The sequence below is a fragment of the Succinatimonas hippei YIT 12066 genome (assembly GCF_000188195.1).
Classification (GTDB): Bacteria; Pseudomonadota; Gammaproteobacteria; order Enterobacterales; family Succinivibrionaceae; genus Succinatimonas; species Succinatimonas hippei.
Genome location: NZ_GL830987.1, coordinates 1 through 8,256 on the forward strand (window position 1 = coordinate 1; position 8,256 = coordinate 8,256).

The 8,256-nt window shown below is 39.6% G+C and carries 4 protein-coding genes; 1 reads left to right on the plus strand and 3 read right to left on the minus strand.

Annotated elements, in window-relative coordinates:
- Positions 1-97 precede the first annotated feature (97 nt).
- From HMPREF9444_RS04670 to HMPREF9444_RS04680, 3 genes are read right to left on the minus strand one after another with little or no spacing between them, the layout of a single operon-like run.
- Positions 98-1,201: a trypsin-like peptidase domain-containing protein gene (locus tag HMPREF9444_RS04670; protein ID WP_040909241.1), complete on the minus strand. Its 1,104-nt coding sequence runs from the start codon at positions 1,199-1,201 to the stop codon at positions 98-100.
- A 45-nt stretch (positions 1,202-1,246) separates the two neighbouring features.
- The gene (locus HMPREF9444_RS04675) at positions 1,247-2,623 is read right to left on the minus strand and encodes a DegQ family serine endoprotease (RefSeq protein WP_040909239.1); all 1,377 of its coding nucleotides are present in this window, start codon (positions 2,621-2,623) and stop codon (positions 1,247-1,249) included.
- 58 nt (positions 2,624-2,681) lie between these two features.
- On the minus strand, positions 2,682-3,158 hold the full coding sequence (locus tag HMPREF9444_RS04680) for a ZapG family protein (protein ID WP_009143222.1): 477 nt from the start codon (positions 3,156-3,158) through the stop codon (positions 2,682-2,684).
- Positions 3,159-4,376: 1,218 nt separating this feature from the next.
- Here HMPREF9444_RS04680 and HMPREF9444_RS04690 point away from each other — a divergent pair.
- Positions 4,377-8,256 (plus strand): beta strand repeat-containing protein (locus tag HMPREF9444_RS04690; RefSeq protein WP_040909240.1); only part of this gene is annotated, 3,880 nt, incomplete at its 3' end.

Sequence of the window (8,256 nt, forward strand, 5' to 3'; positions counted from 1 at the left end):
GGACGGGGTTTTAGCCGCTGATCTTTTTTGATAATAGCAGAATTGTTGCTTTGCTGTACGAGCATCGCTCTTTAGTCAGACCCGTAGAATTTTGTTATTAATCTTCAAGACCTGTTCTGTCTTCAATCAGTGTGATCGGAATATCAAACGTTTTTCCTTCACGCAAAATTGTAAATTTAAGTGTAGTTCCCGGAGTATTGCCGGAGATGATATCAATAAGCGATCTTAAATTCGTGATTTGCTTGTCATCAACCTTGATAATGATGTCTCCGATCTTAATATCAGAATTTGCAGCGGCTCCGTAAGGATCTATATATCCGACTTTAACTCCTACATAATTGCTGTCAGGAAGTGCAGTGGTGCCGTCATCTGAAATCCCTAAATATCCGCGAATGACGCGGCCGTGTTTGATGATCTCGTTCATGACCAGTACAGTAAGTTCGGTAGGAACGGCAAAACCGATGCCGTAAGTCCCGTAGCGGTAATTATTAAATGATGCGGTATTTATGCCGACAAGCGTACCGTTGGTGTTAACTAATGCTCCGCCTGAGTTGCCCTGATTAATCGGAGCATCAGTTTGAATTAGATCCTGTAGGCCTTCACGTATATTCATCTGATCGCGCGTTAAAAGTCCCGATCCGGAACGGGCGGTGGCGGAGACTATGCCATGGGTTACGGTTTGGCCTAAGTTATTAGGATTACCTATGGTAAGCACAACATCGCCGACATTAACATGAAGATCTTCGTCACGAGGAACCGGCGTAAGATTTTGCGCGTCGATTTTGAGTACCGCGATATCCGTTCTGCGGTCGTATCCGATGATAAAAGCCTGATATACCTTACCGTCACGGGTTTGTGCCCAAACTGCTTTATTAGGTTCATTGCTTGACGGTATTACATGATAGTTAGTGACGATATAGCCGTCAGAAGACATAATGACCCCAGAGGCGCTATTTGTAATAGTGCCTGGGTTTTTGGCTTCAGATGAGTAGTTTTGATTAAGGGTTGAAACGTAAATATTAACAACGCCTGGAGCTGCTCTGGCTACGGCGTAGGCATAACTTTGAGGATCTTTGCTTGAGGAGTACAGAAAAGAACCGAGATTTTTGCCTGCATCAGGATTAAAAAATAATACTCCGACTCCAACTATGATGCCGGCGGCGATAGGAAGTAATGTAAAAAGTAAAGTTTTCTTTTGCATATTCAATAAAAAGGCCGGTAAAAGCCCGGCCTTTATCATTTCATTTTAGCGAATTGTTATGTAGATAACTGAATCGTCTCGTGAAATACGAAGTGCACTGATATTTCCTTTGGCTGAGCTAAGGCTCTTTTTAAGTGAAGCGATATCTTTTACTTCGTCACGGTTAACGCCGGTGATTATGTCACCTTTCTTTAAGCCAAGAGCGGCAGCAGGTGAGCGCGGATCCACGCTTTGCACTTCAACGCCGCCTTCATCGGCATTAGCTAAGGTTGCACCATTTAATGATTCGGAAAGAGATGATACTTCATCAGACTGCATTTCCTGTACGTCGGCAAGAGTTACAGTAAGTTCCATAGTCTTTCCGTCGCGGAAGATTCCCAGGGTGACTTTATTGCCGGCTCCGATTGTAGCTATTTTGGCACGTAACTCGCCAAAAGAGGATATGCGCTTGCCGTTGACAGAGGTAATGATATCCCCTGATTTTACACCGGCTTTATCTGCTGCACCGCCCTTTAGCACTTCGTTGACGAAAGCGCCTCCATTATGATCATAGCCGAAATTCTTGGCAAGTTCCGAGGTAAGTTCGGTTCCCGTTACGCCTAACTGTCCGCGTCTTACTTCGCCGTATTTTTGGATTTGATCTACTACGGTTTTAACCATATTGGACGGAATGGAAAATCCGATACCGATATTGCCGCCGTTAGGTCCTAAAATAGCAGTATTAATACCGATAAGTTCGCCTTTTAAATTAACCAGCGCACCGCCTGAGTTGCCGGAATTAATGGCAGCGTCGGTTTGAATAAAGTTCTCGATATTTTCGATATTAAGGCCGGTTCTGCCTAAGGCTGAAACGATGCCTGAAGTTACGGTTTGGCCTAAACCGAAAGGATTTCCGATAGCAATTGCAAAGTCGCCTACTTCAAGCTCATCTGAGTCGGCAAGTTTTAATGCGGTAAGATTGTCAAACTTCTTAAGCTGCAGCAGTGCAAGATCGGTATGAGGATCGGAGCCTATTTTCTTGGCATCAAACTCACGCCCGTCACTTAATGCGATGCGGATTTCATCGGCATCTTCAATAACATGGTGATTGGTAACCACATAACCTTTTTTGCTGTCAATGATTACGCCTGAGCCTAAAGCTTGAAACTCACGTTGGCGAGTGCCGCGATCAAGATCCGGGAACATGAACCGGAATTCTTTAGGGATGTTGAACATCGGCGAAACATCTTTTTTACCTTTAACTGAAATATTAACAACAGCGGGAATAACGTTTTTAAGCATGGGCGCTAAGGACGGGGTTTGTCCTTCAGCGGCAGCGGCCAATAATGGGTTTGCCTCTGCTGCATACACATTTGCAGAAAAAATGCAGGAAGTGGCAACGGCTAAAGCTATTGCTGAAACACGGATCTTATTTAATATCATGATCTCTCCTTTTTATAGCGGTCTGACCGCAACTGTTAAGCGCTGTTTTTAAATATCGTTATATGCGCGGAGAAGATTCCTTTTCTTTATTTTCAGCAGAATCTTCTACGACGAAATCCTTTGGCGTAGCTATATTGTCCGCATCCTTTTTAGCTTCAGTTTCTTCTTCCTTTACTTCAGCCGGCAGGTTTGCGGTAGTGGATACGCTTGCAGCTGCTACTGTCTGCTTGGCCTCTGCTTCTTTCTTTGCTGAAATGTCAAAAAGTCCGGGATTCTCAGGGCAAATTTTCTTTGCGCTTTCCTGCATGAATTTGATGTAGGTTTGGTACTTTTTATCCATTTCGCAGTAGAAGTTATCGGCAGTGGTGAAGTAGTCGGAAACGGTTCTTTTCACGCGCGCAAGTTCTCTTTTAGTTTTGGTCAAATCATCAAGCAAAGAAGCTTTGTTTGAAAACTTCGAGAAAGCTAAAACGCAGATAAGACCTCCTACGAGAAAGCCGACGATGAAAATTAGTGCTGCATACATGGGATCCATAGCTTATTCCTTATTTTTATCTGATTTTACATAGAGTTTCACTCTCGCACGGAGGAAACAAATCTCATCAAATCAGTATAGCAAATAATATTTTTGAATACTTTGCAAAGACTTAGAATGTGGGACTAAATTAAAAAATTTTTAAAACTTTTTGGAAACGAAAAAAAAGCGATTAAAAATGTGGCTTAAGAAATTGAGCCGGAAGGCAATGATCCGTTTTTTATAAAAAATAGTAGTTTGAAATTTAAACGGATTTTGCAGGATGAATCTTGTGGGGTTTAAAAAGTAGATAGTAAGTGCTGAATTTGCGTTAAAAAATTTTTGCGCAATGCCTGATTTTTTAGCTGTTACGTATATTTTCACTACGCAAATTTAATTATAATACGCCTCAACATAGAGAAAATTTATTGAGGTAAAAGACAATGCGTCAGACTGACAGCGCAATGCGCATGCTTATAAGCGCATATAAAGCAGTATTAGCCAATTGCTACATTAAAGAAACCCTCGCGGGGGGGGGGAGTAAAGCGCTTTTGTAAAGGCGTAGCCTTAAGTTCCTTCTTAACTGCAGTTCTTGCAGGTGTTTCTTCTCTTTCCCATGCGGCAGAATTAGAATCTCCTATCGTTGTAGATAACAAAGTTACAAGTACAGATCAATTAAGTGATTATGGCTTAAATTCAAATAATGAAATATATGGCAATTTAAAAATTTCTCCAGAAGATCAAAAAGAACCAGCAATCGAAGGCGAAAATTCCTCAATAGAAATACATGTAAAAGGTGATAGCGAGAAAGGTTATAACGGCGACTTCGCATTAGAGGCTGGAGAACAAGCACACGGAATTATTTCTAAACTTGATGAAGAAAAAGAGATTAATTTAAGCGCTGACGGTAACTTAACTATTGATGTAAAAGGAGATAATTCAGAAGATCACGGTGACGGTATTAATGTTACAAGTGAAAATAAGGGCTCAATAATATTAAATGCAAATCAAAATATCGAAATTAACGCAACTTCTGAGCGAGGAGATGGCATTTTACTTGCCAAAGATTCTAAAGGAAATATCACATTAACTTCACAGACAGGCAATAATAAAATTATTGCAGGTAATAATGGTGTAGATAATTATGGAGCAGCAATAGTAAAACTTAGTGCTGAAGCCGGTTCCAATATTATTAAAGGAGGCTCTGGTCCTGATACCAAAGATGGTGAAGGTGATGGTTTGCGCATAGATGAAAAGGCAAACGGCGGACAAATAGAACTTACTGCTAAAAGTAACATAGTTTATGCTGGAGATGCCGGTCTTAATAATAGCAGTAAAAATGAAGAAGCAAAATTAACTCTGAGTGCTAGCAACGGTGGAAATTTTATTTTAGGTCAGAAAGAGGCGGTTTTATTAGGTTGTTCAGGTAAGATTTCTGTTACTTCAAGAGTAGATTCAGAGGATATCAATCAAGATATTTCCTTATTAGCGGAAGTAGGCGAAGATGGACCTTATGCAGGTTTTAACAATGTTTTTGTTGGTGTAGAAGAAAGCGGTATTCATGCAAGTGAAGATTGTGATGGTTCTTTTGAAGCTGACGCAGAAAATAACAATTATATAAGCGGTAGGGTTAACGGGATTTGGACGGAAGCCTCAGAAGGTGAAGGACCAACAATTAATATTTCAGCAGTTAATGATAATATCATAGGTTTTGAAGAAACTGTTGCAAATGATGCTGGAATTGAATTTAAAGGTGAAATTGGGGAAAAAGGTATTAATGTAAATAGCGGAAGTGTGACTTTAACTGCAGGAAATGAGAACAAAATAAGTGCTACAAAGTATGGCGTATATGCAAACGGAGAAAATACGAAAGTTAAATTTGATGCACAAGCAAATGCTTTTAACATTTTAGGCGCGGAAACAGGTGCTTCCGGTATTTTTGTTTCTGACGGTGCAGAAAAAACAATAATTTCACAAGATGAAACAACTTTTAATGTAACTGCTAACAACGGTGATGTTAATGGTATTTATTCACAGAATTCATACATTGACATTGATACTGATACTCTTAATATGAATATATCTTTAAATGGTGGAATGAATGATGATAATGTTATTGGTATCAGTGCAGATAGTATTAAATTAGACAAAGATTTAAGTGTAGATATTGATGCCCAAAATGGAATAAATTTAGATGTAAATCAGTTAGGGAATAACACATTAAGTTACTCTGCGATAATAAGCGGAATCTATGTAAAGAATGGAGGAAAGATAGATCTGCTTAGCAATAATAATGATATTAATATAAAAACATTAAGCCTAAATAATAATGTTAATGGTATATATTTATATAAAGATTCTGAGGTGATATTAACCAGTAAAAATGGAAGTGTTAATATTAATGCCATTAGTGCTAATAATACGACAGGTGTTTCGCTTAACACTAATTCTAAATTAACGCTATCTGCTGCAAAAGATATTAATATTTGGGCATATTCCACACAAAATGATAAAGCAATTAAAAGTTATGGCATATTTTCAGATGGTGGAACTGTAAATATAGATGCTGATAATTTAATTATTGCCGCTATTGCAGAGAATAGTGCAAGAGGTATTGAAATAAACACACAAACAAGTGATCCTAATGCAGTAAATTCTATTGATTTAAATCAAACTTTAGGTGTTTATGCTGAAGGTGAGGTAGCTAAAGCAATTAGTATTTCAGGTTTAAGCTCTTCAACTATAGAAGCAGATAGCGGTATTTTTGCTACAGCCGTTGGTAATGGAGGTAATGAGGTTTATGCTTTTTCTACTTCAGGAACAAATTCAAAATTATTGTCATCAGAAGATATCAATCTAATCTTAGTAAATAGTGGAAACAATAGATATGGTGATGGCTTATTTGCTGCTCTATTTTCTGATAATCAAAATGAGATATTGCAGGCTACTACTGAAGTCTCAGCTAAAAATGTTAACATTTTAGCTCAAGGAAAAGCAGTATTAGATTCTTATTCTAGCTCTTTTGGCGTTTATAACACATATTACGAAAATAATATTGCTAGTAAAGGTAGTAATACACTAACAATTCACGCAGACGAGAATATATCTATTTATGCCTCAGCTGATAATAGTTATAGTAGAGGTGTTTATGCGGAATTTTCAACTACGGAGTTTACTGCAAATAACATTTCGGTAAGCTCATATTCGAACATTAATAATGGCTATGGTATATTTGCTTATCATTATGCGGATGAGTGGACTAATATAGATAATGCTACTATAGTTTCATTACATAGCACTATGACAAATTCCGTATACGGATCGACCATGGGTATACGTGCACAGGTAACGGATTATGCTATTGGTGATGCCAAGACAGAAGTTACTTTAGTTGCTGATAATGGCAATAATAATATCGGTGCCGGAAATGTAGATAATGGCGGGTTCGGAACTGGTTGGGCAATTTATAACTACTGTGGTAATTCAGAGAGTTATGGCTCTGCAGTTTCTTTAACTGCAGGTAGAAGTAATATGATTTCAGGCTCAATTTATTCAGAAGGAAAAAAATCTTCTATAACTCTTACAGCTGATACCAACTATGTTGCTTCATATGCCCAAGGAACAACTTTAGGCGATTTGAATACAGAAGAAGCATTTGCTGGTAAATCAGTTGTTTCCGCTCTTTATGCCGAGCAGGGTGCTAAGATAGAGCTTAACGGTGAGGTCAATGGTATCGGTACCTATGCGGTTAATACTGATATAAATACTTTAGAAAGAACTGTCTGGGCCTATAATGGATATGCTGATGATTATTCGGGAGAAAGAATCGGTTCAGAGATTACCATTAACGGTAATGTACAAATAAAGACTGATAGATATGATGAAACTCCTACCAGTTTGGATGTGGCAGTTGCCGCAGGTACCGGCGTCAATTTGGATAAAAAACAAGTCTCAAGATATATAGCGGAAGGAGAGAGGGCCAAGGTTGACATTAATTATTCCAACATTTCCGCAGGATGGTTAACTGACAAAAACTCAAATGATAATACTTCCTATAATATCGAAGGCGATATCCTGTCCGCCTATGAAGGATTAATTAACATCCATACCGATGATGCTGATGCCGGAATTAACATTCACGGCAATCTTCTTGCCGGTAATAACGGTATCTTGAATGTTGATTTAGGCAAGAACGGTGTTTTAACGGGTCGCGTCGATGATTACGGTGATGCCGGATATGTAGGCGATGAAGGTCATTCTACAGAAGAATCATTTTCCGACCCGGCATTTAGCAGCAACATTTATAAAGGCGGTGTGGTGAATCTTGCCATGGGAGAAGGCTCGCGCTGGAACGTAACCGGTCAGAGCTGGATAACCAGAATTGAAGCATCGGACAGTGCAATTTCAGCAACTTCTCCGAGAATTGATTTGATTACCGCTAATACTGATAGAAATACCAATGCCCACGCTTTAACCGTATATGAACTTAAAGGCAATGCGGTCTTTAATATGAGCCTTGACGGGAACCGTAATGTCAGCGACATGCTGTATATCAAGAACGCTCAAGGCGAGTATATGGTAAACGTGAAAGACGCGGTAACGGTCGCAGATATGTATGCCAATGGTCATACCGGCTTGCGCTTTGCCACATTGGGAGCAGGTTCAAGTGCCAATTTCCGTGCCATCACCTGGGATAACGGTGTCAATAACGTTGAGTATGAGATAGATACCGATGACTATGACACCAGCACGGAGAATACGGCTTATAACGGCTCTGAACTTACCGCTGGTAAACCGGGTGATACAACGGTTGATACCTTCTTTAGTAGTGACGGTGAGCCCGGTTCAACCACCACTGGAAGCGGAGATGAAAACATCGATACTCAGAATTTGGCTGCTAAGGCTATGACGGCAAAAGCCGCACCTGAAAATGCTGGAATCGAAACTGCCGCAGCTTCCGATACACCTAATACCGATGCTACCAATTATAAGCTGGTGGCTGTTAAGTCAAGCGAGACTTCTGATGCCGGTAAGACCGTTATTAACATGTCCCGTGCTAACTACGCCAACGCGGTTTACATGGACACTTTAAATAAGCGTCAGGGTGAAGCAAGATTTG